This is a genomic window from Longitalea luteola, from assembly GCF_017356035.1.
Taxonomy (GTDB): Bacteria; Bacteroidota; Bacteroidia; order Chitinophagales; family Chitinophagaceae; genus Niastella; species Niastella luteola.
In genome coordinates this window covers 819,808-845,546 of the sequence record NZ_JAFIQX010000002.1, presented here as the reverse complement: position 1 = coordinate 845,546, position 25,739 = coordinate 819,808, and the positions used below count along the sequence as shown (strand labels likewise).

General features: G+C 44.6%; 20 protein-coding genes. 6 read left to right on the top strand and 14 right to left on the bottom strand.

Annotated features, from left to right (window positions below; genetic code table 11):
- Positions 1-137: 137 nt before the first annotated feature.
- The 3 genes from JUB15_RS28580 to JUB15_RS07725 form a co-directional block, all read right to left on the bottom strand.
- Positions 138-260 carry a hypothetical protein gene (locus JUB15_RS28580; RefSeq protein WP_255539603.1) on the bottom strand — a complete coding sequence of 41 codons (123 nt, stop codon included), beginning with the start codon at positions 258-260 and terminating at the stop codon, positions 138-140.
- Between the two features lie 213 nt (positions 261-473).
- On the bottom strand, positions 474-1,190 hold the full coding sequence (locus JUB15_RS07730) for a hypothetical protein (RefSeq protein ID WP_207511884.1): 717 nt from the start codon (positions 1,188-1,190) through the stop codon (positions 474-476).
- 50 nt (positions 1,191-1,240) lie between these two features.
- Positions 1,241-2,170 (bottom strand): hydroxypyruvate isomerase family protein, encoded by a 930-nt coding sequence (locus JUB15_RS07725; protein ID WP_207511883.1) that lies wholly within the window; start codon positions 2,168-2,170, stop codon positions 1,241-1,243.
- A gap of 408 nt (positions 2,171-2,578) precedes the next feature.
- Between JUB15_RS07725 and JUB15_RS07720 the strand changes: the two genes are divergently transcribed.
- From JUB15_RS07720 to JUB15_RS07710, 3 genes are all read left to right on the top strand, one after another.
- Entirely contained in the window at positions 2,579-3,511 is a 933-nt protein-coding gene (locus tag JUB15_RS07720) for a formylglycine-generating enzyme family protein (protein ID WP_242696235.1), read from the top strand.
- A gap of 62 nt (positions 3,512-3,573) precedes the next feature.
- Positions 3,574-4,923, top strand: a complete 1,350-nt coding sequence (locus tag JUB15_RS07715; protein WP_207511881.1) for a Gfo/Idh/MocA family protein — start codon at positions 3,574-3,576, stop codon at positions 4,921-4,923.
- Between the two features lie 327 nt (positions 4,924-5,250).
- Positions 5,251-7,239, top strand: coding sequence for an ATP-binding protein (locus JUB15_RS07710; RefSeq protein WP_207511880.1), 1,989 nt, complete (start codon positions 5,251-5,253; stop codon positions 7,237-7,239).
- A 52-nt stretch (positions 7,240-7,291) separates the two neighbouring features.
- Here JUB15_RS07710 and JUB15_RS07705 read toward each other — a convergent pair whose 3' ends face one another.
- A complete protein-coding gene (locus JUB15_RS07705; protein WP_207511879.1) occupies positions 7,292-8,164 on the bottom strand; it encodes an ABC transporter permease in 873 nt (290 codons plus the stop codon).
- Positions 8,142-9,077, bottom strand: a complete 936-nt coding sequence (locus tag JUB15_RS07700; protein WP_207511878.1) for an ABC transporter ATP-binding protein — start codon at positions 9,075-9,077, stop codon at positions 8,142-8,144. Before JUB15_RS07700 ends, JUB15_RS07705 begins: the two co-directional genes overlap by 23 nt.
- A 442-nt stretch (positions 9,078-9,519) precedes the next feature.
- On the opposite strand from JUB15_RS07700, the gene JUB15_RS07695 reads away from it, so the two are divergent.
- On the top strand, positions 9,520-10,935 hold the full coding sequence (locus tag JUB15_RS07695) for an Ig-like domain-containing protein (RefSeq protein WP_207511877.1): 1,416 nt from the start codon (positions 9,520-9,522) through the stop codon (positions 10,933-10,935).
- A gap of 53 nt (positions 10,936-10,988) precedes the next feature.
- Here JUB15_RS07695 and JUB15_RS07690 read toward each other — a convergent pair whose 3' ends face one another.
- From JUB15_RS07690 to JUB15_RS07680, 3 genes are all read right to left on the bottom strand, one after another.
- Positions 10,989-11,297, bottom strand: a complete 309-nt coding sequence (locus tag JUB15_RS07690; protein WP_242696234.1) for a winged helix-turn-helix domain-containing protein — start codon at positions 11,295-11,297, stop codon at positions 10,989-10,991.
- A gap of 141 nt (positions 11,298-11,438) precedes the next feature.
- Positions 11,439-12,077 carry a hypothetical protein gene (locus JUB15_RS07685; RefSeq protein WP_207511876.1) on the bottom strand — a complete coding sequence of 213 codons (639 nt, stop codon included), beginning with the start codon at positions 12,075-12,077 and terminating at the stop codon, positions 11,439-11,441.
- A 25-nt stretch (positions 12,078-12,102) separates the two neighbouring features.
- Positions 12,103-14,373, bottom strand: coding sequence for a TonB-dependent receptor (locus JUB15_RS07680; RefSeq protein ID WP_207511875.1), 2,271 nt, complete (start codon positions 14,371-14,373; stop codon positions 12,103-12,105).
- A 335-nt stretch (positions 14,374-14,708) separates the two neighbouring features.
- On the opposite strand from JUB15_RS07680, the gene JUB15_RS07675 reads away from it, so the two are divergent.
- Entirely contained in the window at positions 14,709-14,975 is a 267-nt protein-coding gene (locus tag JUB15_RS07675; protein ID WP_207511874.1) for a hypothetical protein, read from the top strand.
- A gap of 210 nt (positions 14,976-15,185) precedes the next feature.
- Positions 15,186-17,537, top strand: coding sequence for a T9SS type A sorting domain-containing protein (locus JUB15_RS07670; RefSeq protein ID WP_207511873.1), 2,352 nt, complete (start codon positions 15,186-15,188; stop codon positions 17,535-17,537).
- 1,538 nt (positions 17,538-19,075) lie between these two features.
- Here JUB15_RS07670 and atpA read toward each other — a convergent pair.
- The 6 genes from atpA to JUB15_RS07640 all read right to left on the bottom strand — a co-directional run bounded on the left by atpA (position 19,076) and on the right by JUB15_RS07640 (position 25,692).
- On the bottom strand, positions 19,076-20,656 hold the full coding sequence (gene atpA, locus JUB15_RS07665) for a F0F1 ATP synthase subunit alpha (protein WP_207511872.1): 1,581 nt from the start codon (positions 20,654-20,656) through the stop codon (positions 19,076-19,078).
- Between the two features lie 86 nt (positions 20,657-20,742).
- Positions 20,743-21,306 carry an ATP synthase F1 subunit delta gene (atpH, locus tag JUB15_RS07660; protein WP_207511871.1) on the bottom strand — a complete coding sequence of 188 codons (564 nt, stop codon included), beginning with the start codon at positions 21,304-21,306 and terminating at the stop codon, positions 20,743-20,745.
- 174 nt (positions 21,307-21,480) lie between these two features.
- Positions 21,481-21,975, bottom strand: a complete 495-nt coding sequence (atpF, locus tag JUB15_RS07655; protein ID WP_207511870.1) for a F0F1 ATP synthase subunit B — start codon at positions 21,973-21,975, stop codon at positions 21,481-21,483.
- A gap of 101 nt (positions 21,976-22,076) precedes the next feature.
- Positions 22,077-22,316: an ATP synthase F0 subunit C gene (gene atpE / locus JUB15_RS07650; RefSeq protein WP_014223036.1), complete on the bottom strand. Its 240-nt coding sequence runs from the start codon at positions 22,314-22,316 to the stop codon at positions 22,077-22,079.
- A gap of 34 nt (positions 22,317-22,350) precedes the next feature.
- On the bottom strand, positions 22,351-23,550 hold the full coding sequence (atpB, locus tag JUB15_RS07645; RefSeq protein ID WP_207511869.1) for a F0F1 ATP synthase subunit A: 1,200 nt from the start codon (positions 23,548-23,550) through the stop codon (positions 22,351-22,353).
- Positions 23,551-23,877: 327 nt separating this feature from the next.
- A complete protein-coding gene (locus tag JUB15_RS07640; RefSeq protein ID WP_207511868.1) occupies positions 23,878-25,692 on the bottom strand; it encodes an ABC transporter ATP-binding protein in 1,815 nt (604 codons plus the stop codon).
- Positions 25,693-25,739: the final 47 nt, after the last annotated feature.

The window sequence follows — 25,739 nt, the reverse complement described above, 5'->3', positions numbered from 1 at the left end:
TTCAGCAAAAAGGTCACACATCAGAGCAAGACAACCGTAAGGTAAGGTGTAAAAAATATCGTTGTATAGCCATGCAGCTATATTATGTATATGCTGGTATGCCCGAATGCATGCCGCGATAGAAACAATATATTTAGCTAAGAATTAGTGTTGCGTTTGTCGTCTTTCCTCACCAGGTCGTTTCGTAATACAACAGCTATGGTTCCGGAAGAAAATAAATAACCGGCAGGTAAATTGGTTAATCGCAGGAATAAAGACATGTTTTCAGTTTTCGGGTGTAATCTTCACAATTAATGTGCGCATATATAACGCATGTATTGAATATATTATTTCTCTTACGGGTAATAAAGATTTGTATCTACCCATCAAAATATTGATTATCACCTAAGTGAAATTATAAAAAAGAAACCTGTCTAAATACAGCATCAATGAAATGCTGCAACATCCATGTTGTACACCATTACTAACTAACGTTACTTAAAGATCTCATTACCGATGCCTTTATTGATAATGTAGTTGGTGTAGGCTATCTGGATCTTACCCTTTTGATTGGCGGCTGCCGCATTTGTTTTTGGCTGCTGCTCGCCGGCATCGTAATCAAATGCAAGTCCTTTAGGCAGTTTATAATCTTTGGTAGCAAATAAAAAAGTAATGAAATCGGGCAGGCCGCGGCTGGTATACTTGCCGTATTGCATTTCCATTTCGTAGGTGCCGTTCTCCCGGGTAGTGATTATAGCTTTTTTCACCAGGGCATCTTTTTCATCTATATACAGGGTAGAAACTACCACGTCGCTTTTTTCATCCAATGGCAGCAACTTTACAATGGCAACCGGGGCGCCACTGGTAGTGCCTTTTCCGGCCGGAACAGCTGTATAGTTATCCCCTTCAAAAAGAGCTGCCAGATTAATATTACCACCACCCTTGGGTACAATAGAGATCCCGTCCTGCTTTTTGATCTTGAACTTATCAGGTTTCTTATAATAGATCGTCACCTTCGACTCAGGTACTTTCATGAAAGAGACGTCTGTTTTCATAACGCCTTCAGCCTGGTAGTCCTTCACGAGCGCCAGCCTATCCTTGACTTTTTTTATAAGCTCATGAGCATCCTGTGCCCGGCTTACCAATCCAGACAATAAAAACAGCATCAGTAAACAGCCGGGAACAACTGATTTCATCCTGAAGATATTCATGATGCAAATTTAACACTCGCTGTTCTGCCGGTTACATTTTTAACGAAGCCTTACAGAAAACTATCTGCCTCGCGGTAGGCTTTGATCAATGCCAGCTCGCCCTCCCGCCCTTTTTGAAAGTTTCCGTGCTCCATCCCTAAAATGCCTTTAAATCCTTTGCTATGAATATGTTTGAAAATATTCCTGTAGTTCATTTCACCGGTTCCGGGTTCTTTTCGGCCGGGATTATCGCCTATCTGCAGGTAACCTATCTCATCCCAGGATTTATTAAGGTTGTTAATGATATCGCCTTCATTGCGCTGCATATGGTACATATCGAACAACATCTTGCACGAAGGGCTGTTCACCGCTTTACAGATCATATAAGCCTGAGCGGAGTGACGCAGGAACAGGTCGGGATTGTCGCTCAACATTTCAAGCACCATTACCAGACCATGCGGTTCCAGAATGGCACTCGCTTTTCGTAAAGCGGTAATTACATTGGCTGTCTGGTAATCGTAAGGCAATGATCTGTCAAAATTCCCTGGTACCACCGTCATCCATTTGGCCCCGCAGCGTTTGGCCACTTCCACCGCTGTTTTGCAATCGTTGAGCATTTTATCGATCCATTCCTGCTTGCCGGTGGTGAGAGTGGTATTCCAGTGCCAGTTATCTGACGTTATCACGAATACGCCCATGTTCATGCCCAGCTTTTGTAATGTTTCTCCTATTTTCTTTTGTTGTTCCGCCGTACGCTTCATCATGCCATTGTCTTCAATAGACCGGAAGCCCTGATCGTAGCCAAATTTTATCTGGTCAATAATATCGTTGCCCGCATGGTTCCTGAACATACCGTCATGAAAAGCATAATTTAAATTGAAAGGCTTGTTGGCATCAGCTACTGCTGGCCGGTAGCCCGGGGTACCAGCACTTATGCGGGAAGCAGTAAATAAAGAAGCGCCGGCCAGGGCAGATTGCTGCAGAAAGGATCGTCTTTTCATATAGTGCCGTTTTTTTAAAATTATGGATAATAATAGTAAGCGATCAACTTCACCCGCTGTAAAACAAAAAATAAACAGGTGCATAATGGTTTAGGGTTCTGTCATCGCTGTACGACTTATAAGAGAGCATGGGTAAGAAACAAATAAAGGGTATTTCATATATGGAAGGTTATATCAAACTTGCATAAAGCTAAACTTATTAAGCATTTTTTCTTTGGCCGAATGAGCCAGGCAGTTGCAACCAAACGCAGGCTGATCGCGTCATTCGCAGGTGTGCGGTTTCAGTCCGGTAAAAACGTTTTCAGAACTTAATCCGGGTTTTGATGTAGTTCAAATGTTTTAATTTCTTAATTTCCACTTTCTCACCAAAAGAACAGCCTTGTGAAATCAGTATTCATAATTTCTTTTTTGTTTGCGATTGTCAGTGCCATGGCCCAATCCAGTACGTCAACCGAATTCATACCCTACGATCAAAACATACCAGGCAGCACCGTAAATTTTAATATGGTTCCTGTACAGGCTGGCAGTTTTACGATGGGTAGTCCGGCCGCTGAACCAGGCCGCAAGCCCGCAGAAGGACCTGCCAAAAAGGTCAAACTCGATGCTTTCTGGATGGGCGCCAAAGAAGTGACCTATGATGAATTTTTGTTGTTCTTCAACGATGAAAATACACCGCGTGATTCTGAAGTAGATGCAGTTACCCGCCCTACGCCGCAGTACATCGATCTCAGCTGGGGCATGGGCAAACAGGGCGGATTTCCGGTTAACAGTATGTCGCAATATACAGCTATGATGTATTGCCGCTGGTTGTATAAAAAGACCGGTATCTTTTACCGGCTGCCAACCGAAGCAGAATGGGAATACGCCTGCCGCGCCGGCAGCACCAGCGCTTATTATTTTGGCGATGATTTAAAGCAATTGAAAGAATATGCCTGGTTCGCCGATAACAGCAATAAGAAATACCAGAAAACAGGGCAGAAAAAAGCGAATGCCTGGGGCTTATATGATATGCTGGGCAACGTAAGTGAATGGACGCTGGATGAGTACCGGGAAGATTATTTTTCAGCGCTTACCGATACGGCCCATAACCCGATGGTAGCGCCTACTGTTACTTATCCCCGGGCTGTACGTGGGGGTGGGTACCTTGATAAACCTGATGCGCTGCGTTGTGCCAGCCGTGTGCCATCAGATCCTTCTTGGAATAAACGCGATCCCCAGATGCCCAAAAGCAAATGGTGGTTAACCGATGCCATGGCCGTTGGCTTCCGGGTGGTTCGTCCGCTGAAGGCGCCAACAGCTGAAGAAGCAGAGGCGTTTTATGCAAAATATTGCCATGAGTAACCTGCGTTACCGGGTCAATCTGATATAGGGTTCCTGATTTTGTTATACTAAAACTGATGCAAATGAGCACTGAACAATCTAACAACCTTGCCGCTTCGCGCCGCCGATTTGTAAAACAATCTACCTGGCTGGCCGGAGGAATACTCGCAGCCCCATTTATTACAAAAGCCAACTATTTTTCCGGAGCAGATGATACCATAAAAGTAGCACTGATCGGTTGCGGCGGCCGGGGAACCGGCGCTGCTTTGCAGGCTTTGCTGAGTAAACAAAACGTAAAGCTGGTGGCTATGGCCGATGCTTTTCGCGATAATCTCGACCGCAGCTATAAACGCTTAACCTCACCCGAAACTGCCAAAAACAACCCAGGCATAAATTTAACCGAGCGCATTGATGTTCCTGAAGAAAGAAAATTTACCGGTTTCGACGCCTACCAGAAAGCTATTCCTCTTGCAGATGTTGTGATTCTTGCAACACCGCCCGGCTTTCGTCCCATTCACTTCGAGGAGGCCATTAAACAAAACAAACACGTATTTATGGAAAAGCCGGTGGCCACCGACCCCGCCGGTGTAAAAAAGGTGCTGGATGCCGCCGAAACTGCGAAACAAAAAAAATTAAATGTAGTGGTAGGTTTGCAACGCCATTACCAGAACTCATACCGCGAATTATTCAAACGCAAAAAGCTGATTGGCGATATTACCTCGGCACAGGCCTGGTGGAATAACGATGGGGTTTGGGTACGTAAACGCCAGTATGCACAAACCGAAATGGAATACCAGATGCGCAACTGGTACTATTTTGTATGGTTATGCGGCGATCATATTTGCGAACAACATATTCATAATATTGATGTAGTGAACTGGTTCAAGGAAGGTTACCCAGTAAAAGCCCAGGGCATGGGTGGCCGCCAGGTTCGCAAGGGCAAAGACCATGGTGAAATATTCGATCATCATTATGTAGAATTCACCTATGCCGATGGTTCTGTGTTGAACAGCCAGTGCCGCCATATACCTGGAACCATGAGCAAGGTTGATGAACTGCTTATTGGCACCAAAGGAAAGATCCAGTGCGGTGAAGGCAGCATCACCGATTATAAAGGAAAAGTACTGTTCCAGTTTGATAAACAAAGTGAGAACAATCCATATCAAACCGAACATGATGAGTTGTTTGCGGCTATAGCCAAAGGTGAATTCAAATTCGCTGATGCAGAAATGGGCGCTAAAAGCACCATGACCTCCATTCTTGGCCGTATGGCCACCTACACCGGCCAGGTGGTAGAATGGGATAAAGCATTGAACTCGGGGCTGGACCTGCAACCCAAGGCATATGACTTCAATGCTATGCCGCCGGTATTACCAAATGACGAAGGGTACTACCCCGTTCCCATCCCGGGAGTAACCAAGTATGGTTTCTAAGCGGAAGGAAAAATTAATTGAGCCTGAAAGAACTACACCACCATGTATTCTTTCGGGCTTTATTTTTCTACGGCTGCTTACAATCGTTAAAAATTTTACTATCTTCCGCGTATTGGCAGCCAGCTTCGCTGCCTCCGGCCCGTTTAGTAGCAAAAATGTATTCCCAGGCTAACGTTCAACCAATCATAGTAGGCAGGCAATGGCTGCCTGTGAGATCATTCCAGCGCTGGAGCCCTTAAGATAACATATTGATTTTGCCAAAAACAGCGACCCACAGCCGGGCACCCGGGCGGGCATCCGGCCCAAAGAAAAATTAAATAATTTTAGATGAAAGGTGTTTCGCTTTTCAAGTGGTTTAAGAACGTATCCATTGCCAAAAAGTTATACTTCACGGTAGGCATCATGGCTACCCTGATAGCTATTGAATTAGGGGCGCTGGTGTTTTCCATTCATACCCTTTCCTCGGTACGGGCATATGTAAGCGGTGAAGGTCTTTGGTCAAAAGCACAGAAAGACGCCATGTACCAGTTACTGCGTTACAGCCGTACACACGACGAAGCCGATTATGAGAAATTTAAAGAATTTATGAAAGTGCCCAGGGGCGATCATAAGACCCTGGTTGAACTAAGCAAGAAGAATCCCAATATGGATACCGCCCGCCAGGGCTTTATTGAAGGCCGCAATCACAAAGATGATGTAGACGGCATGATCACCCTGTTCACCCGCTTCAATAGCATTTCATATATCAATAAAGCCATCAAGGCATGGACAGCAGCCGATCCGCTGGTGGCCGAGTTCATTCCAATTGGCGAGCAATTGCACAAAGAGATCAACTCTGGCAATCCTTCACAGGAAAATATCAACAGGATCATTCAGGCGGTAGACCCTTTAAATGCCCGCCTTACAAAACTGGAAGATGAATTTTCTTACGTGTTAGGTGAAGGATCGCGGTGGCTTGAAAACCTGGTGCTGAAATTATTATTTGCTATTGCCCTCACCGTTGAAGTAACCGGTTTAACACTGGCTATCGTGGTTAGCCGCAATATTCAAAAAGGCCTGAACGAAATTCTGCAATCGGCCAAAGCGGTTGCCAAAAATGATTTTACCCGCAAGGCACAGGCATTTTCAAAAGATGAGATCGGCATACTGGCCAATAATTTCAACACCATGGCCGAGGAACTTGCCCGCAGCATCAGCGTCATTGAGCAGGCACAACAGAAATTCAAAGGGTTGCTTGAATCGGCGCCCGATGCTATCGTGATCGTGAGTGAAAAAGGGATCATTCACCTGGTGAATAATCAATGTGAAAATATTTTCGGCTACCATAAAAATGAACTGATCGGCTGTAACGTGGAATTATTATTACCTGAACGGTTTCGTACAGGGCCGCTTGAGAACCAGAAACTGTTTTATGATAACCCCGGCGTTCGCTCCACAGGCGTAGGCCTTGAGTTGTTAGGCCGCCGGAAGAACGGCGAAGAGTTCCCGGTGGAATTAAGTATCAGTCCGCTGGAAACAGAAGAAGGCGTGCTGATAACGACCGCCATTCGCGACATTTCAGAAAAAAAGCGATTGGAGAAAGAGATCAGGGAAGCGAATATTACGCTGGAGAAAAAAGTACAACAACGTACGGCTGAATTGGAGATCAAGAACAAAGAACTGGAACAATTCGCTTATGTGGCTTCCCACGATCTGCAGGAACCCCTGCGCACCACTTCCAGCTTTGTAGAATTGCTTCGCAAACAATACCGTGGTAAGATCGATGAAAATGCCGACAAATACATCGACTATGTTATCCAGGCATCCGACAGAATGAAAACACTGATCAAAGACCTGCTTGATTATTCACGCATTGGCCGCGAAAAACAATTTGAACCGGTTGACTGTAGCGTAGCACTTGCCGAAGTACTGGCCGACCTGGCCGAAGTGATCAAAGAGAACAAGGCAGAGATCACCGCAGGTGACCTGCCGGTGGTGAACGCGTTTCGAACAGAATTAAAACTGCTGTTCCAAAACCTCATCAGTAATTCCATTAAATTTCAAAAACCGGGCATCGCCCCCCGTATTGAGATAGCTACCACCAAAGAAAACGGGCACTGGCATTTTCAATTCCGCGACAATGGCATAGGTATAGAAAAACAGTACCAGCAACGCATATTCATCATTTTTCAACGCCTGCACAACCGCTCGTTGTATGAAGGATCGGGCATTGGGCTGGCGCACTGCAAAAAAATTGTTGAGCTGCACGGCGGCACGATCTGGGTAGAGTCGGAAGCCGGCAAAGGCAGCACTTTCCATTTTACGTTGGCTGACTGAAACGAAGTCGGAAGTAGGAAGCATGAACACCTACCTCTACTTCTTACCTCGTTCACGATAGAACGTCCTTCCTTCTGAAGATCACAACGGCAGCAGTTACAAAACCAACAATATGAACCATTAGGATAACTGCCGAACGAAGTATGCCTGGCAGGTTTTGAATGCTGCCCGGCACGGCGCTATTGCCCGTGGTTGCCTGAATATCAAAAAAACCTTTCCACCCCAACATGTGTGAAGTGAACAAATAAGGTTTCATCGATAAGAACAGAGGCAGGTCCATGGTCGTGAGAATGGTACAAACGATCACAATGCTCATTGCCGCCACTATGGGACCAATTGAATTCTCGGCAAACAGCGAAAGAAAAAATGACAGGGCGGCTACCGTTGTCATGGCAATAGCGGCAAATGCAAACGCCGCCAGGTAACGCCAGAACACATCCGACTGCGGTATCTGAATGATCACCTGGCTTTGAAAGACCATGAGGTCGCCCGAGCCAAATACCAACAGGGAAAACATTAATGACAGGATGGCCATCCAGATCAATAACAACAAGGTGTAAATGGTAGCAGCCAAAAATTTACTGATCAATAAGGTGCTGCGGCTGATGGGTTTGCTGATCAACAAACGCAAGGTGCCCATATTGGCTTCACCAGCGATCATATCGCCGCCCACCAGCGCAATCAGCAAAGGCACATGAATAAGCAGGGTTTGCAGAATGAAATAACACACAAAGTAACCGTTCAGGATCTTACCTTCCACATTAAACCGTTCAATACTTTGTAACAGAAAACCAATATAGGTATAACCATCCAGGTACAGCGCAAGCTGAATCAAAATAACTATAGCAGCAATGGCAATAAATGCGATATAGGTACGGGGCCGTTTAAATATTTTGAACAGCTCAATTTGTAAAAGTGTCCACATGCCGGTTTTCGGTTGTTAATGACAGAAAATAAGATTCCAGGGAGTTTTGCGGTTGCAGCGCCATAATGTTAGCGCCGGCGCTTACCAGTTCAGCCGTTAATTCCGGAACCTGCGGTTTATTCACTTGCAGCTGTATGATATTATTATGCTGCTCCTGCAGGCAACTGCTCCAGCGGCTGTTTCGCAACCAGGTCACTACCTCCTGCGGATTGGTGACTTCCAAATGCACCATTGTGCGTGCGGGATCAACCAGTTCGGCAACAGTTCCTTCCATTATTTTTTTGCCCTTGTCAATAATGAGCATGCGGTTGGCTATCAATTCAATTTCATGCAACAGGTGCGATGATACCAGTATTGTCTTACCGAGGTGGCGGCTCAAATGTAAAATAAGATTACGGATGTCGGCTATACCCTGGGGATCCAGGCCATTCGTTGGCTCATCGAGTATAATGAGTTGCGGATCGTGTATGAGGGCAATGGCTATTCCCAGGCGTTGTTTCATCCCCTGCGAAAAGGTGCGCACTTTACTGTGCGCCCGCTCGGTAAGCCCTACCTGTTCCAACTGGTCCTTTAATTTCTTTTCGGTGACCGGCACACCGCTCATTTTTGCAAACAGGGAAAGATTTTCATAAGCCGTGAGGTATTTATACAGATCAGGCTTTTCAATAACAGCCCCGATTTGCTGCAACACCTCTTTACGATGAGCATATAAATTTTTCCCGAACAGTTCAATGGTTCCTGATGTGGGTGTTATGAGTGTGAGCAACATGCGGATGGTGGTTGATTTTCCTGCCCCGTTCTGGCCCAGGAAACCATAGATATCACCCCTGTTCACCGTGAATGAGATATCATTCACGGCTTTCACCTCGCGATATTCCTTGCTTAAATTATTAACCTGTATGATCGCAGACATATCCTATTAAAATGTACAAATTACAACCCGAAATGGTTCGGCACTGAAAATTATTCGCACAGAACGATTATTAAGATCGATTTAACCAAAATATATTTTTATGAACCGCTCCTTGCAAAAGACAAAACCGTTAGTTACATTTGTAAGGTTCCTCTACATCCTCTGATAATTCCGTAATACCGAAATTCCAAAAACCTACATAAGCCGCTGACTATTTGAATGATAGCAGAGTTCAGCATAAAAGTCGCCGGTTTAATATCTTCACGAAATCTGCCATTTTCGTATAAATACTTCCAATTCCTACGTAAGCTCCACATAATTCGTAAAACCCTCCCCAGATCGTTTTGTATCCTTTAAACAATGCTTTTGCCTTTGAATACCCTTGAGGGATCACCGCATCCATCATCGGCGTATTTATTTATTAATCGCTGAAACTTAAACAATGAAGCGCATATTTTGCCTATTGGTAGTAACCTGCCTGTTGGGCACCGCCAACCAGGCGCAGGTTACTGAAAACTTCAACTCCAGGAACGGGGTCGCCCTCTCGCAATTGAAAGGATACCTGCAAAATCATTGCTGGACATTGCCGGATCTGGACATAACCGGCGCCAACACTCAAACCAATGGCTGGCTGGTACCAAAATCAACCATTACAGCCAACCAACATACCGGTGTTTATACACCCGTCCTGGATGTGGCCGATAAGATCAAAATTTCTTTCACCTATCAATTCGACAAGGCCTTTGAAAAAGGCACCCGCAGATGGGTCAAAATTTATTTAACCGATCCCAATAACATTGTCGTAAAACAACTTGACAGCCTGAGCTGCACGCAGATCACTCCAGGTTCTTTATACAACTACGAAAGAACTTTCACGCTTTCACAACCCGGCATTTATAAAGTATATCTCAACTACCAGGGTACGGGCGGCACCAGTCGCATCGCCATAGATGAGTTTGCAGTTTCCGCACCATTACATTATGCAGATGGATGCAATACCTCACCCGTAGCTGTCAATGATCATATAACCGGACTACCCGATCATACAGCCACTGGTATGGTTACCGTGAATGACGCAGATGCCGACAGCGACCATATCAATGCATACCTGATAGCCACTTCACCGGATGGCAAGGTGGAACTTCGGGGTGACGGCAGCTTCACGTTTACGCCCAATGCTGATTTTACCGGAAATACCACCTCGTTCACTTATAAAGTGTGCGACAATGGCTATGGACGCCTATGTTCAGAAAACGCTACAGTTAAACTGATCTTCCCTGATGAACCGATAAGCCTGAATGATTTTGCGGGCCTGTACAACGACGGCGGACAGGTGCTGCTGAAATGGGCAACCGGTTATGAATTCAACAGCAACAGGTTCGAAATTGAAAGAAGCATCGATGGGCGCAAATGGCAAACTGCCGGAACAGTGAAAGCCCAGGGCAGATCAACGGAAAGAAACATCTACTCATTTTACGACGAAGTAGGCAAGAACACTGCACTTAAAAAAGACCTATATTATCGCCTGAAGCAGTATGATAACATGGGCAAAGTGGCCACGAGCAGGTTACTGGTAGTACGCGTGTTAAACACCCCTGCCGTGAAAATGGTGAGCGTTACGCCTAACCCCGCAAAAAACGATATTTCCGTTACCACCCAATTAAATGAAAGCAGCTATGTTGCATTGAAGATCTTAAACGCCAATGGGGCCATTGTGATGAACAAAACCTCAAAAGCAGATGCGGGCGCACATAACTTTATCATGGAAGGAAGCAGCAACCTGCAACCCGGCGCCTACACGCTCGACGTTACGGTAAACAGTAAAGAGCGAATGATGGTAAAGCTGATCAAGGAATAATATTGTAGTTTCACAGGTATAAACACCCCTGCCTTACAAAAGGTGGGGGTTATTTATTTTTTTACGCCCAGATAGGCCTGCAGATTCTTTACATATTCTTCAAAAGCAGCGATACCCGCTGATGTTATTTTACACATGGTTTGCGGGTAATTATCTTTGAACTGCTTTACAACTTCAATATAGCCGGCCTCTTTTAATTTATTGATCTGCACACTCAGATTGCCGGCGGTTGCATTCGTTTTTTCCCGGATAAAAGTAAACTCGGCCTCCTTCACACTAATAAGAAGTGAAACAACTGCCAACCGCAGCTGGGAATGTAATATGGGATCCAGATCTTTAAACTCCATTGCAATTGCTTTCAAACCTATTAATTAAAACAACCTGACACCTGCTAAAGGTTCGATCTTTTAAATTTCTACAGCCCCTGGGCTACCAGAAATAATGAAATTTTACCAGAAAAAAATTGTCCACGCATTTGCAAATAAACGCGTGGACGATCCCGCTTATTTGCAGGAAGCCAACGTTTTTTCAACCTGATCCCTGCCCCAGTTAGGTGCTATGGTTGATGCAGGTTTAAACGCTTCATATTTCTTCTTAGCTTCTTCGAGCAGGGGTTTCGCACTGTTGCAGCCGCCGCCAAACTGTTCAGGTGTATTGCGTAAATTCTGACCCTGCAGGTAATACGGCCTTGGATTGGTTGGATCCTGCTTTTTGGCATTGTCCAGTTCCTGCTGTATCGTTGCGCCATACTGCTGCCAGCGCTGTTGCGGATTTACCAGCATACGCAAAGTGGCGATCATCGATTTTACACAGCTTATTTCAGAGTTATTCGGCTGCAGGCCATCGGCTTTGTCCAGTAATTGTGCTGCTTTACCGGCTAAGGCGTCATTATTGCTCATATCGTTCTTCATGAACGCATAAATGACCTGGCTCAATGATGCATAGTAATACGGCAGCCATTGATTTTTTTCGGCGTCGCCAATACGTTCAAAGGCAGCCGATGCGGCCAGCATATCATCGGCGGTTTTGGCCGAATCCATTTGTGTAATGGTGGTGGTCATTGCTTTAGTGAACTTTTCGCTTTGTGCAATCCCCTGCGAAGCTATAGCAAGCGACAGCAGTACAAAGAACATTTTTGTCATGATGGTTAATTTTTATTTGTTAGCATTATAAATTACTGTTGATCACATCATCACTTCTGTCAACACCAAAGCTCAGGAAACACCCCAGGAAAAAGAATCGCCGGGCAGTGGGCAGAATAGGATCTTTTCTCAAACCATTGTAAGAATAATTATAACCAAATACCTGGTCGCTGCCTAATACATTATTGACGGAAAAGACCCATACTACAAATTTCCTGGCTTTTGTATTGCCAATGGTTGGCAGATAGTTTACGCTAATACTGAGGTTATTGTAGGCAATGGTTTTTCCCTGGTCGGCAATCTGGTACTTGCCGCTGCTGTTGTTGTACCGGATATTGTAATAAGGACGGCCAGTGGCGAATGTATAGGAACCGTTAAACTGCGTTTTCCATTTGGCGACAAACTTTTTCACTACCAGGTTGGCGGTATGGTTGGCAGCAAAATTTGGCTGAATGGCGTAAGGATAATTCAGGTAATCCCGTTTGGTATCCAGGTATGAATAAGAGATCCAGTAGTCAACTTCCTTAAAAGTTTTACGATCGCGCCAGAACAGCTCTATGCCTTTGGCATCGCCAAAGCCGCCATTACCGATGCTGTCAATCATACCGTTATTATTGTTTCCGTAGGTCTTTATCAGGTCATGGTATTTCTTGTAAAACGCTTCAATACGTAAGGTGTAATCTTTACTTATCTTTTGGTAGTTGGCAATATAATGCGTTGCTTTTGTGTATAACAGGTCGTTATAGGCATACCCACGCAGGAAATAATCCTTTTCCGGTTTTTGATAAAAAATGCCATAGGCCAGCGATGCCTGCGCTTTATTACCTACCTTATAGGCCAGTGACACGCGGGGCACCAAATTTGATTTTTCGAGTAGGGAGCTATGCTCAAAACGGCCACCGAGTTTAGCTGCCAGGTCGTTGGTCACATAAAGGTCTGCTTCAGCAAACGCAGCTTTGAAGTGATCGTCGGCGGTTGAAATATCGTTCGTTGCATATTCGTTTAAAAAAATATTTTTATCGGTAAAGTACATATACTCGCCGCCAAAGCGAATGGCGCTTAAACCATACAGTCGCCTTTCCAGCACGGTTTTAATTTGGGCAAGATCTCCATTCGTTTTCAGCTGAAAGCTTTTGGTGTCATATGGTTCAACTGATAGCATCACGGGCGCATTGTACTGGTCCTGCAGTTCGTTGCCGATCTTATCGGTATTGGTGCTATAGGAGGCGCCCATGTACAAATGCCATTTATTGGTCAGCTTTTCTTTCCACGACAAATTCCCATATATATTGAAGTTGGTAAGTCTAAAAGCATTTTTCAGATCAATGGAATCAATATCAGGCCTGCGCAAACCGAGCTTATTAAAGTTGAAGTACCCATAAAATTTCAGCATACCGGTTTTAGATGTCTTTATGCGGAAATTCACTTCGCCGTTGTGAAAGGCAGGGATCTTGAAATTGTCAGGACGTTGTTTAACAGCTGCGAAGTAGGCAATCAGGTTTACATAGCTGTAATTGACGCCCCAGCTCGCATTCTTTTTTTTCGACAACTGCTGAAAGCCGGCATTCAGTCCAACCGTTGAAATACCTACACTGGCTGAAGATTGCTCGGGCAGGTCAACCGATTCCAGAATCAGGGCCGAAGAAAGCGCCTGACCGTATAAGGCAGAATACCCGCCTGCGCTGAAAACGGTTCCTTTAAATATAAAAGGAGAAAAGCGGCCGCGTTGGGCGATGTCAGGCACACTGCTGAAAAAGAAATTGTTTACCAGGGTTCCGTCTATAAATACTTTTGTTTCCTGGGCTGTACCTCCGCGCACAAATAAACCTTCGCTCTCGCCTACCTGCTGGGCGCCTGGTAATGTTCGTATGGCGCCGGTAACATCGGCATTAGCGCTGGCAGTGGTTACAATATCAATGGGGTTTAAAACAGTGGCGCGTTTGGTATCACTTGCCTCAAAGGAACCGGCCGTGATGGTAACAGCGGTTAATTCATTGGGCTCCTGCTTTAACACGATGTCAAGCTGCATGGCAGCGCCTGAGATAGTTAGTTTTTGTTCCTGTATTTTGTAGCCGATGGAAGTCGTCAGGATTATCTGCTCGCCCTTTTCGGTTGTTTTAAAGTGATAGGCGCCTAAAGAGTCGGTAGTGGCGCCATCATAGGTATCTTTAATGGTAATACTGGCTCCCTGTATCGGGCGCCCTCTGTTGTCTTTCACTTTCCCTGAAACGACAGTTTGTGATGAACCGGCGAGGAAGGATAAGAGTAAAACCAGTAATGGCAAAAGCGGTAGCATGGTGTAGATTTGCACCCAAACGTAAACTGGTTTAATTTATAAACCAAATTACTTTTAAGAACTTTTCCACATTCGTCCAAAATCAGGAAAAACCAGCAATTTGTTTATAAGTGATTGACTGCCATACTTTTGAGTCGTTTTTCCATTTATATATAATTGGCAACAATTTATTGGGATTTGATTACTAGCCTATTTTGATAATTAATTGATACTAATATATTATCCGTAAACCACTTAAGTGGTTCCATGTAAAATATCGATGTGGCTTTTGCGTTGTACGATTGGCGAAAAAGCGCTAACTATCGCCTTTAAATGTTATATCCGTATTGAAAACTATGAAAAGGATCGGAACTCCTTTACAGGCATCTATTCTTTTAGATGCAATTAGCTGCCCGATTACCCTAGCAGGTAATTATGCACTGCAAGTACCATTACCCGCCATGGTGCAGGAAACACCTTCCTGTATAGCCAAACTGCTACCCTTTCTTACATTTTCCTTTTTCACTACTGTTTTATCGGATATGATCATCTGGTCAAAATCATTAGTGGCTGAAGTATTAGTGTTCACCTTTAAACCTTTGATAGAAAACAATAAACTGTAGACAGATCTTAAGACAATGGATACGATAACTATAGATATTAACTTAAAAACCTGTGGCCAATGCAATCAAAAGTAAAAACGTAAATACAATTTGATTATAAGGTTATAATTAAAGAAGCAGAGCGAGGCCTGTTTCATAATTAATGACTGAATTTAATTTTGAAAACTTTCATGTGTAAATCCGGAACCTATGAACTTAAAATTCTACCCAATGAGAGCGTTGCTCTTAGCCTTATTGCTATTGGGCTTTAAGGCGCGTACGCAGGCACAAGCAGTGCTGGATTTTGTTAAAACGATGGAGAATTTCTCTACGGGAGGCGATGGTACTACCGCCATGGTTGGTAACGTTTTGATATATACCATCACCGTAAGGAACCTTACTTCACAAAACTTTGTCGCATCCCGGCTATACGATAACGTACCCGCGGGTGTAAGGTATGTACCAGGCTCCACTACTTTAAATGGTGCAGCAATAGCTGACAATAGTGGTGTTATGCCTTTTGCAGGAAGCGGCCGGTACATTAATTCGCCCACGTACGGTTCGGGCATTCTGGCGCCTAATGCAACAGCCACGATCAGGTTTAGGGTGATCGTAACCGCCAATGGAGGAAGGATCTTCAACAATGCCACCATTGAAGCCACCCAGAACATGGTGGCTACCATTCAGGCTACGAATACGGTGTATACCGACATTACGGAAGACGATGCCTGTAATGTGGTTTATCAGGTGACCCCTGTTGATGGTGCCAGTAATAGTACCACGTACAGTTATTTGAGAATTGTAAATACCGATGATGGTACAGGTGGGCCTATCCTTGCCCAGGGGCCTGGTGGTTTTGGTGCTCCCCCGCAGGCTGACGCATTTACCAAAGCCAGAATTAAACGGCCTACAGATCCTCCAGGCGGAGAGAGAGTACAATTACTGAACGGTTCTGCCGCCATAGCCTATGACAGGGATAGCAACAGGATCTATTTTGTTAATAATAGCAGTGATCCCCAACCACCGCTTTGTTATTATGATCTGGACACTGATACCATTTACAGATATACAGGCTATCAATTGGAAACAAATACCAATGACGGCTGGAATATAAACCGTATGGGTAAGGGCTCTGATGGCTATTTCTACGCGCTGACCTCTAATGCCCGGGATCTTATCCGGTTCAGGATCCTACCCGGAAACATTCCGGAGATCGTGCGGCTGGGGCAATTGAACAATGCGTCGACAAACGGCAGCAGAAACGTAAGGGACGAAGCTGGTGGAGACCTCTTTGCCGATGGCTCTGGTAAATTGTACCTGATCGCCAACAGCAGTAACATGTACAAGATCAACCCCACTACCCGGGTTGCCACCTTTATGGGCCGGGTAAACCCATTCCCCGGTACTTCGCAGTCATTGGCGATAGATGCGAATGGTAATGTATACATCAATGGAGCATATCATGATGTATACAGGCTCGATCTGCAAACAATGGAGGCAACGAGGATCAATTCATCTAACACCGATGTGTATACCAGTGGTGATTACACCGCTTGTGGTTTCCCTGTACTGGCAAGCTCGATCATTGCCGACAAAACATACCGGAACATCAATGGCAGCAGCACAGTGGTTGGCGGCGACACGGTTGAATATATCATTACCGTAACCAACATCGGTAACATCAATGCGGCGGGCGTATACATGTATGATTATATTCCACCCAGCACAACCTATCTGGCCAATACCACCCGTTTAAATGGCACGTTTGTTCCTGATGTGAGTGGCACTATGCCGTTTGCAGTTTCGGGCGGAAGACTCGTTAATAGTGTGGGTGAAGACCCTGGCATTGTAAGACCAGGTGGTGTAAACGCCGCCGTGGTAACATTCCGGGTAGTTACCGAACCCAACAGACAGGTTTGTAACCAGTCAAGGATCACCCTGTATGATGCAGATGGCAACGTAATGTTTGTTAACTCAAGCGATCCCGGCAATATCGGTCAAACGCCTACCTGCTTCTATTCAGATGGTGTATTGCCTTTAACAAACCTGAAATTCAAAGGCAGTCTCAATGAGGACAAGTCTGTGTTGAACTGGACCATGAACGGCGATGAAAATGTTGCTTATTATGAAGTAGAATTCTCCAGTAATGGAACAGCGTTCGGTACTATCGGCAAAGTAGCAGGCAAGGGTAATAATCAATCGGCCAACGCCTACCAGTATACTGATGCAGAACATACTTTTGCTACCGTTAGGTACTATCGCCTGAAGGTTGTACAAAAAGGTGGCAGCTATAGCTATTCAGGTATTATCAGGTTAAATGCCAAGGAACTGGATGTTGAAGCGGTGCCGAATCCTTTCGACCGGAATATCAATGTGCAGGTGCGGTTAAAATCGGCTGAGACTGTTCGCATCCGCCTCGTAGATTTCTCCGGCAGAGAAGTGTACACAACAACCGAAAAGCTGAGTGTCGGCAGCCATTCGATCAGCATTAATCTGCCGGCTGGTCTTGTGAAAGGCATTTATGTGCTGGATGTGAAAGCTGGCAATGAACAGATCTTCCAGAAGAAAATGATCAAGAACTAATCGAGATTCCGGAAGATTGAATAATAAAAAGAGTCCGAAAGTGGCTTTCCCTGAAAGCCGCTTTCGGACTTCTTCTTTTAATACATTTTCATCTCCAACCCACCTCAGGTACGGGATACATACTAAAAAACCCTCCCGTAGAAACGGGAGGGCGTTGTTGATCGTACCCTTTAAATAAAATCTTTATATTGACCCCGGGGACGCAAGCGCACAAGCACAAGCTATCCTGGTTCGGGCAAAATGTTAATTATACAATGTAGCCTTAAAAAAGCCCTCCCGTAGAAACGGGACGGTGTTGTTGATCGTACCCTTTAAAATAAACTGTTTATCGAAGATGCAAGATCGAGGGTGCAGCCATAAGCCTTATTTTCAATTCCGCCTGCATTGGCTCAGCACCTTGATGCTTGCTACTTGTAATCCGTTTCTTGTGATTTTGACGCTAGCCCTGTTCGTCGCCAGTTATGACTTGCCTTAAGATGATTGAATTTCGGTTGAGGTATTCTGATAGGAATGGAGTGAATTTTAGAAAAAACCCTCCCGTAGAAACGGGACGGCGTTGTTGATCGTACCCTTTAAAATAAACACTTTAATCTCTTTCCTTAAGGGACAATTATCCATCAGGGTACTTTATACATACATAACACTTATTACACCATTTGAATGTGGATTGTTGCATCATGCACTACATTTCATCCCCGTTTTAAACTGCTTCAAATGCTATACTTTATTGATTTACAATCCCTCCTTATTACCCTATTTGTCAATGCCAACAACCTGCACACTACTTTAATACGTAACTCACTTACCCCTGGTTGGGTATGCGCAACCGGCTTTATAAAGCCATTAGTTGCATACCGGCAACTGCATTGTTGCATTTAGCTATATCAGAAAAAAATAAATTAGTGTTTACATTGCCGTTACTGGCAGTTATTACGGGCCCTTGCGTTACCGGTAGTTGATGAATGGCACCGGCGTTAGCAGTAAAAGAAGACAAACATGCAGATATTACAAGAATCAGCGCTACAATCAGTTCACATATAACCGAATTAACCCCACATATGTGTTTCAAAAGGTACATGCTTGGCACAGATACATTTTAAGGGACCGGAATACAGTAATTCACAGGAGAATTGGTAAAAGATCAGGTAGTTTTCACGGAACATTGGGGAAATAATAACATCAGGAGTAACAGGTACGGTTCTAAAAGGAGATTGGGTGAGATTGACCAGCTTCACTGATCAGGTACAAATATCTAAACTGAATTTTGATTGTGCAATAGTAATATTACTTTTTTGCAATTTTTTTTACACCGGGGAAAACGCGAACCTCAATGTGCTAATGTGATGATTTGCTAATGTGATAATGCCTTTTGAGCGAAGCGTTTGGCGCCTGCCTGCTGCGTCTTCGCGAAGCAAGCCGGCAGGCCGGTTTTGCGTTCGGCGTTTAGCGTTCGGCGTTTAGCGTTTTGCGTTCAGCGTTCCGCATAAAAAAAGCCACCCCGAAACCGGGATGGCTACCATATCGTTTAAGAAAGTATGTTATGCTTTGTATTGAGGTATCAGGGTGTTGGCCAGATTAACCATCTTCTTAATACCATCATCGGGTAAGTTACCTTTTTTGAATTCACCCAGTACTTCAGGCAGCTTGTTCTCCATTTCCATCAGGAAGTGCTCTTCAAACTCTTTCATTCTCTTAACAGGCACTTCACGCAGCAAACCTTGTGTACCCAGGTAAATGATCGCTACCTGTTTTTCAACAGGGAATGGTGTGTATTGAGTTTGTTTCAGGATCTCCACGTTACGGGCACCTTTATCAAGTACCAGTTTCGTAGCAGCATCCAGGTCACCACCGAATTTAGAGAAGGCTTCCATTTCACGGTACAGGGCCTGGTCGAGCTTCAGCGTACCGGCCACTTTCTTCATTGATTTGATCTGCGCATTACCACCCACGCGGCTTACGGAGATACCTACGTTGATGGCCGGGCGAATACCTGCGTTGAACAGGTTCGATTCCAGGAATATCTGGCCATCGGTGATCGAGATCACGTTTGTAGGAATGTAGGCAGATACGTCACCGGCCTGTGTTTCAATGATCGGCAAGGCAGTCAGTGAACCGCCGCCTTTAACCAGGTGCTTTATTGAGTCGGGCAAATCGTTCATGTTCTTTGCCACAGAATCATCGTTGATCACTTTCGCAGCACGCTCGAGCAAACGGCTGTGCAGGTAGAATACATCACCAGGGTAAGCCTCACGACCGGGCGGACGACGAAGCAACAATGACACTTCACGATAAGCTACGGCCTGTTTCGACAGGTCATCATAAATGATCAGGGCAGGACGTCCGGTATCACGGAAGTACTCACCAATGGCAGCTCCGGCGAATGGCGCATAGAACTGTAACGGAGCCGGATCAGAAGCCGACGCAGCTACGATGGTTGTATAAGCCATAGCGCCATTGTCTTCCAGGGTCTTCATCACACCGGCAATAGTTGATGCTTTCTGACCAATGGCAACATATATACAATAAACCGGTTTGCCGGCTGCATAAAATTCTTTCTGGTTGATGATGGTATCAACAGCGATGGCTGTTTTACCAGTCTGGCGGTCGCCGATGATCAGCTCACGTTGTCCGCGGCCGATGGGGATCATGGCGTCGATCGCTTTCAAACCTGTTTGCAGGGGTTCTTTTACCGGCTCACGATAAATAACACCAGGGGCTTTACGCTCCAGGGGCATTTCGAATCTATCGCCGGCGATGGGCCCTTTTCCATCTATGGGTTCACCCAATGTATTTACCACGCGGCCCAGCATGCCTTCGCCTACGTTAATAGAAGCGATCTTGCCGGTACGGCGTACTTTAGCGCCTTCTTTAATATCACCGCTTTCACCCATCAATACCACACCCACATTATCCTCTTCGAGGTTAAGGGCAATTGCACGTACACCATTCTCAAACTCAACCAGTTCACCAGAACGTACGTTATTCAAACCGTACACGCGGGCGATACCGTCACCCACCTGCAGTACAGTACCCACTTCCTCCAGGTCGGCAGCTGCGTTAAAGTTGCTCAATTGCTGACGCAATATCGCAGATATCTCATCGGGTTTAATCTCTACCATATATAACCGTTTATAGTTTTTTATTAGTTAGTGGCTAGTGGTGAGCAGCAGTAGGAACAGCCCTACTCGCTACCTGTTATTTACTACTAGCGAATTTTATAAATAAAGTCATTATTCATGAATTGCGATTTGATCTTGTTCAGATCATACGCAATGCTGGCATCTACCAGCTGATCGCCTATTTCCAGTACAAAACCACCAATGATATCTTCATCAACCGTTGCTTTCAGGTCGATATTATTCATGCTGGTCTGTTTTTGCACCTGACCAATGATCTGCTTTTTCACATCCTCGGTAATAGGAACAGCGGTGGTAAGCTTAACGGTATGAATACCTTTTTGCTGTTTATACTGATCGATAAAAGAAACAATGATCTCGGGCAGGTTCGATTCACGGCCTTTATTGATCAATAAGCGGTTAAAACCGGCAGTGAGTTCGCTGATCTTGCCTTTGGTAACCGCTTCAACAATAGCTCCTTTTTTATCGGCTTTTACAACCGGGCTCCGCAGCAGCACTAAAAAGTCGCGACTTTCCTTGCAAAGCGATTGCAAAAACAGCATATCGTTATACACTGATTCTACCTGGTTCTTTTCGTTTGCCAGGTCGATCAAACTTTTTGCATAGCGTGCCGCTAAACGTGGATTGGGCATAAACTTAATGTGATAATTTGCTAATGTGGCAATTTGATAATGACCCTAATATCTGGTCTCCTAACAATCAGCACATTTCGCTATTATTATAACTGTTTTTATACTCACCTGTGAAACTCGTAATGTGCCAAACGAAAGATGATTCATTATAACATTATCGAATTATCACATTATCTAATTGAGTTTTACTTCTTCAGCCAGTTGCTTGATGTACTTTTCCTGCTGAGATTTATCAGTCAGCTCACGACGCAACACTTTCTCTGCTACCTCAATTACCAGCGTACCAACCTGATTCTTAACATCAGTTAAAGCAGCCATCTTTTGCTGTTGAATAGCCGCATTGGCATCAGCAATGATCTTATTGGCTTCAACCTTTGCCTGCTCCTTGGCTTCTGCAATGATCCTGTCCTTTGTGTCACGAGCCTCTTTCAGCAATTGCGCTCTTTCTTCACGGGCTTTGGCAAGCAATGCTTCATTCTCACTTTTCAATTGCGCCATTTCAGCTTTTACCCTTTCAGCTGTAGCCAGTGAATCGGCAATACCGGTTTCACGCTCTTTCAGTGATTTCAAAATCGGCTTCCAGGCAAATTTTCTCAGGATGATCAGCAGGATCAAAAATGCGATAAAGTTCCACACCAATAAGCCTAAATCCGGGGTAAGTAATTCCATTTTAAATTAATATTTATGGTATTGTATTGCTTTTTCAGAGAAAAATACTGCATTCGCCGCCCTTTGCATTGAATGCAGTACTGTTTTTACGTGCGCACCTACTAGCGGAATACAGCCAGCAGACCGGCAACAGCAGCCAGAAGGGCAACACCTTCTACGAGGGCCGCAGCCAGGATCATGGTAGCACGAATGTCGTTGGTAGCTTCTGGTTGACGGGCAATAGATTCAACAGCGCCTTTACCAATTTGACCGATACCGATACCGGCACCAATCGCAGCAAGGCTAGCGCCAATTGCACCATAACCGGGCTGAACTTCCAACAGAATAGTCATCAAATTCATGATACTTGTGTTTATAATTAAAAAAGCCGTTAGTTTAAATTACTGCCGGTTCATCGTGACCATGTGCATCATGATGTTCATGTCCGCCCTCAAATGCCTGCCCGATAAATACCGCTGTTAAATTGGCGAAAATATACGCCTGTAAGAAAGCCACCAGGATCTCAATCACATAGATAAATACGGCCAGCAGAATGAAGAAAGGCGAAGTTCCCCAACCCAGCGCTGTGTTCATGGCGCCGAAAATGAATATCAAACAAATGAACGCTAATATGATTACGTGCCCCGAGATCATATTCGCAAAAAGACGAATGATCAGGGCAAAGGGTTTGGTGAAAATACCCAGAATTTCAACCGGGATCAAAATGGGCTTTACACCACCGGGTACAGGCGGATTAAAAATATGCGCCCAGAAATGTTTGTTCGTGCTGAAAAGGATCACCACAAAAGAGATCAAACCCAGCATGGCGGTAAAGGAAATATTACCGGTAACGTTCGCTGATCCCGGGATCAGACCGATCAGGTTATTAATAAGTATAAAGAAGAATACGGTCAGCAGCAAAGGCATGTACCTTTCGTACTTGTGACCGAGGTTAGCTTTACCTACATCGTCTCTTACAAAGGTGATGATGGGCTCAATCGCATTTTGAAAACCTTTGGGTGCACTCGTTTGCCCAATGCCTTTTTTGTATTTTTTCGCAATGCTGGTCATCAACAATACCAGTAATATAACTGATATCAGCATTTGTGTAGCATTACGCGTTAATGAGAAATCATACACTTTAGTAGTTAGGCTGGGTACACCATTCGCATCCAAAGCATAGATCTTATCATTTTTAAAAAGCGGCTTACCCTGTGCATCTTTCATCTCCGCCACCTCTTTGTGTTCCTTCAGATATTCTTCGGTGATCAACACATATCCTTCATGTGGTTTCTTGCCATGATGAAAAGCAGAAGACATAAAGGCAGAAAGACCTTTTTCCGGAGAATATAATATAACTGGTAAAGGAATAGAGACCGGATGATGGCCAATATTCATAAAATGATACTCGTGACCATCAGAAACGTGTTCTATAATGAGTTTGGCAGGATTTAAAGTTTCTTTTTCTTCTTTGCCACCATGAGCTTCATTTACGGGTTCATCCCCGTGATGTTGGGCAACCAGTAAAAGAGGAGAAATTACTAAACTCAGGCTGAAAACCGCTACCAATAAGGATTTGACGCTTCTGACCAGCATACCTGTTTTTAAATTTTGCGCAAAGATAAGCAGGCGCAAGTCAAAAACGAACGGATAATCAAAGTATTTATTCTATAGTATTCTGCACAGCCTTCAACGTCATATTAATATTTAACATATGTATTGATTTTGGCCATTTAACCGACTAAATCCAGGCAAAAAACAGTATTCTTTACTTATTTGCTTTTATTAAAAGTCATCTGCTCAGGCATTTCCATCGGCGCCAGCCGATTTGTTCAACCGACTTTCGCATGAAAATTAATTACATATATCATGTTAACCCAAAAGATTAGTGAGTTACGCCGTAAATAGTGGAAAAAATCAACTTTAGGGCACCGTGACGTGCTTTTCAAACTGCATCTGATGCAATTTGTAATAAAAACCCTGGTGGGCGATCAGTTCCTCATGGGTGCCCATTTCTTTTATTTCCCCTTTATCCAGCACAATGATCTTGCTGGCCTTGCGAATGGTAGATAAACGGTGAGCGATCACAATCGAAGTGCGGCCCGCAATGAGCTTATCGATGGCCTTTTGTATAAGCAGCTCACTTTCAGTATCTACTGAAGAAGTTGCTTCGTCTAGTATTAATATAGAAGGATTGTACAGCAGGGCCCGGATGAAAGACAACAGCTGGCGCTGCCCCAATGACAGGCTGCCCCCTCTTTCCATCACATTGTAATCGTAACCGCCCGGCAGCTGCATGATGAAATCATGCATATCGATCATTTTGGCAGCCGCAATTACCTGCTCTTTTGTTATAGCCGGGTTGCGTAACGTGATATTATCCATCACCGATCCTGAAAACAGGAACACATCCTGTAACACCACGCCTACACTTTTGCGCAGGGCGTCCAGCCTGTACTCTTCAATTTTTACATCATCTATTTTAATTGCGCCATGTTGTATATGATATAACCGGTTCAACAGACTGATAATAGAGGTTTTACCGCTACCTGTATGCCCTACTATGGCTATAGTATCGCCGGGATTTACAGTGAAAGTAAGATCTTTCAACACATAGCGATCGCCTACATAGGCAAAGGAAACATTTTCAAAAGTGATCTTCCCTTTTACGAGGTCTGGTGCATAACTGCCTTCCGTTTTTATTACATCCTCATTATCCAGCACCTTGAACACCCGGTCGCTGGCCACCATTCCCATTTGCAATACATTGAACTTATCGGCAATTACCCGCAGCGGCCTGAACAGCAGGTTCAAACACAGGAAAAACGAGAACATTTTACCGATCAGCGCACGGCCTTCTTCCTCGGGTAAATTCATGGCATGGGTGGCTGCCCACCATACCATTAAACCGGTGCCCACTGCCAGCACAATTTCCACTACCGGAAAAAATACCGAATAAGCGAAGATGGCATTGATATTGGCGTTCCGGTGCTCTTTATTAATGGTCCTGAACTTGTTGAACTCTTTATCCTCTGCAGCAAAGGCCTGCACAATGGCCATACCGGTAATATGCTCCTGCACAAACGCATTCAGATGCGCCACGGCATTTCGCACCCTGATGAAAGATTTATTTACGCTTTCCTTAAATAACCAGGTAGCTACCAATAAGATGGGAAATGAAGCCAGACTGATAAGCGTGAGCCGCCAGTCTACTGCAAACATAAAGACCAGCACAGCAATGATCGATAACAGATCGGCAATAATGGGGATCAATCCATCGGAAAAGATATCATTGATGGCTTCAATATCGTTGATGGTGCGCGTGGTTAACGTTCCTATGGGTGTGGTATCAAACTGCGATAGATTTAATCTGAGTATTTTGCGGTATACATTCACCCGCAGGTCCTTAACTACCGTCTGCCCTAACCAGGCCGTTAAATAGGAGAAATAAAACCGGAAGGCAGTTTCCAGCAATAAGAGCCCGATCTGAATGACGGTGATCCAGATGATCACTTCTTCCATGGAAATCTTTACAGCAGCATCACCGGTAACACCCTGGTGTACATAATCATTGATCGTAACCTGAATAAGCCAGGGACGTATGGGAGAAACAACGGCCAGCAGGATAGCCATTATAACCGAAAGGATGAATTTCGTTTTATAGGGCCTGGCGTACTGAAATACCCGCTTCAGTAAACTCAAATCAAATATGATCTTCCCCGTACTTTTTCCTGCCATAACGAGTTTGCAAAAATAGGCAATATTAGTTTGTGGTTTGCTGTTTG

What these genes read in the sequence shown, in the direction of transcription:
- JUB15_RS07730 (WP_207511884.1), bottom strand. Translation starts at nt 1,190, where the DNA reads ATGAATATCTTCAGGATGAAATCAGTTGTTCCCGGCTGTTTACTGATG.
- JUB15_RS07680 (WP_207511875.1), bottom strand. Translation starts at nt 14,373, where the DNA reads ATGCTACCGCTTTTGCCATTACTGGTTTTACTCTTATCCTTCCTCGCC.
- atpA (WP_207511872.1), bottom strand. Translation starts at nt 20,656, where the DNA reads ATGGTAGAGATTAAACCCGATGAGATATCTGCGATATTGCGTCAGCAA.
- JUB15_RS07670 (WP_207511873.1), top strand. Translation starts at nt 15,186, where the DNA reads ATGAGAGCGTTGCTCTTAGCCTTATTGCTATTGGGCTTTAAGGCGCGT.
- JUB15_RS07710 (WP_207511880.1), top strand. Translation starts at nt 5,251, where the DNA reads ATGAAAGGTGTTTCGCTTTTCAAGTGGTTTAAGAACGTATCCATTGCC.
- atpE (WP_014223036.1), bottom strand. Translation starts at nt 22,316, where the DNA reads ATGAATTTGATGACTATTCTGTTGGAAGTTCAGCCCGGTTATGGTGCA.
- JUB15_RS28580 (WP_255539603.1), bottom strand. Translation starts at nt 260, where the DNA reads ATGTCTTTATTCCTGCGATTAACCAATTTACCTGCCGGTTATTTATTT.
- JUB15_RS07685 (WP_207511876.1), bottom strand. Translation starts at nt 12,077, where the DNA reads ATGACAAAAATGTTCTTTGTACTGCTGTCGCTTGCTATAGCTTCGCAG.
- atpF (WP_207511870.1), bottom strand. Translation starts at nt 21,975, where the DNA reads ATGGAATTACTTACCCCGGATTTAGGCTTATTGGTGTGGAACTTTATC.
- JUB15_RS07705 (WP_207511879.1), bottom strand. Translation starts at nt 8,164, where the DNA reads ATGTGGACACTTTTACAAATTGAGCTGTTCAAAATATTTAAACGGCCC.
- JUB15_RS07640 (WP_207511868.1), bottom strand. Translation starts at nt 25,692, where the DNA reads ATGGCAGGAAAAAGTACGGGGAAGATCATATTTGATTTGAGTTTACTG.
- JUB15_RS07695 (WP_207511877.1), top strand. Translation starts at nt 9,520, where the DNA reads ATGAAGCGCATATTTTGCCTATTGGTAGTAACCTGCCTGTTGGGCACC.
- JUB15_RS07675 (WP_207511874.1), top strand. Translation starts at nt 14,709, where the DNA reads ATGAAAAGGATCGGAACTCCTTTACAGGCATCTATTCTTTTAGATGCA.
- JUB15_RS07700 (WP_207511878.1), bottom strand. Translation starts at nt 9,077, where the DNA reads ATGTCTGCGATCATACAGGTTAATAATTTAAGCAAGGAATATCGCGAG.
- atpB (WP_207511869.1), bottom strand. Translation starts at nt 23,550, where the DNA reads ATGCTGGTCAGAAGCGTCAAATCCTTATTGGTAGCGGTTTTCAGCCTG.
- JUB15_RS07725 (WP_207511883.1), bottom strand. Translation starts at nt 2,170, where the DNA reads ATGAAAAGACGATCCTTTCTGCAGCAATCTGCCCTGGCCGGCGCTTCT.
- JUB15_RS07715 (WP_207511881.1), top strand. Translation starts at nt 3,574, where the DNA reads ATGAGCACTGAACAATCTAACAACCTTGCCGCTTCGCGCCGCCGATTT.
- atpH (WP_207511871.1), bottom strand. Translation starts at nt 21,306, where the DNA reads ATGCCCAATCCACGTTTAGCGGCACGCTATGCAAAAAGTTTGATCGAC.